Raw genomic sequence first — 1,047 nt, 5'->3', positions numbered from 1 at the left:
AAAAGGGGGATTTTATTATGATTGAAGCCTACAAAAAATTTTGGAAGGGCTATGTCGATTTCAAGGGCCGTTCAACACGTTCAGATTATTGGCTTAATGTGCTTGCGCAATGTTTGGTTTTTTTACTTTTCGGTTTCTTACTTATATTAATCATGATTTTAGGGGGAGATCCGGCAACGTATACTTCTGACGCATATAGTTTTCAAATGATTTTGATCTATATTGTATTGTCAGCTTTTGGAATATATATGTTAGCCTTACTGATACCTTCCATTGCAATCATGGTACGTCGTCTAAGAGATAGTGGCTACCATTGGGCTTTGATATTTTTAGCGTTGATTCCCTACCTTGGTAGTTTTATTATTTTTATCTTAACCTTGCAACCAACAAAGGTAGAATTACCATTCAATAATTTGAATAATCCACAACAATGATAAGTATTTAGCAGCCTAGTATGGCTGCTTTTTCGTCAATTTGTCAAATTCTTTTTTTATTGCTATACTATAAGTATCAAAAAATGAGGAGATTTTATTATGATCGAAGCTTATAAGAAGTTTTGGAAGGGCTATGTAGATTTTGAGGGCCGTTCAACACGTTCAGATTACTGGTTTGCATATTTGGCAAATATGTTAACAGTTATTGCTTTTTATGTGTTGCTCGCAATCTTTGGAGGCATTGCAAGTGCGACAGAATCAAGCTTTTTGGCTGTTATTTCATTTATCATCCTATTTATCTTTTTTGCCTTTGGTATTGCTGCTATCTTACCTGGTATTGCTGTAACAGTTCGCCGTTTGCGTGATGCTGGCTACAATTGGCCGTATATTTTTATTTCTTTAATCCCATTTGTAGGTCCTATTATCTTCATTGTGTTGTTGTGTAAACCAACTAAAGTTGATTATCCATTTAACAACTTCAATAATCCTCAGCAATAATAATGACTTAACAGCCTCGCTAGGCTGTTTTTTAGTTGATTTGTCACTTGTTATACTGGAAGTATCATAAAAAAGGGGGATTTTATTATGATTGAAGCCTACAAAAAATTTTGGA

At 34.2% G+C, this 1,047-nt stretch carries 2 protein-coding genes; both read left to right on the top strand.

Annotated features, from left to right (window positions below; translation table 11 throughout):
- The first annotated feature begins 17 nt into the window (after window positions 1–17).
- On the top strand, window positions 18–434 hold the full coding sequence (locus AX662_RS07195) for a DUF805 domain-containing protein (RefSeq protein ID WP_037599110.1): 417 nt from the start codon (window positions 18–20) through the stop codon (window positions 432–434).
- A gap of 99 nt (window positions 435–533) precedes the next feature.
- A complete protein-coding gene (locus tag AX662_RS07190; RefSeq protein ID WP_037599111.1) occupies window positions 534–932 on the top strand; it encodes a DUF805 domain-containing protein in 399 nt (132 codons plus the stop codon).
- The last annotated feature ends 115 nt before the right edge of the window (window positions 933–1,047 follow it).

The sequence above is a fragment of the Streptococcus sp. CCH5-D3 genome (assembly GCF_001556435.1).
GTDB lineage: Bacteria > Bacillota > Bacilli > Lactobacillales > Streptococcaceae > Streptococcus.
This window is presented reverse-complemented; position numbering and strand designations above follow the sequence as displayed.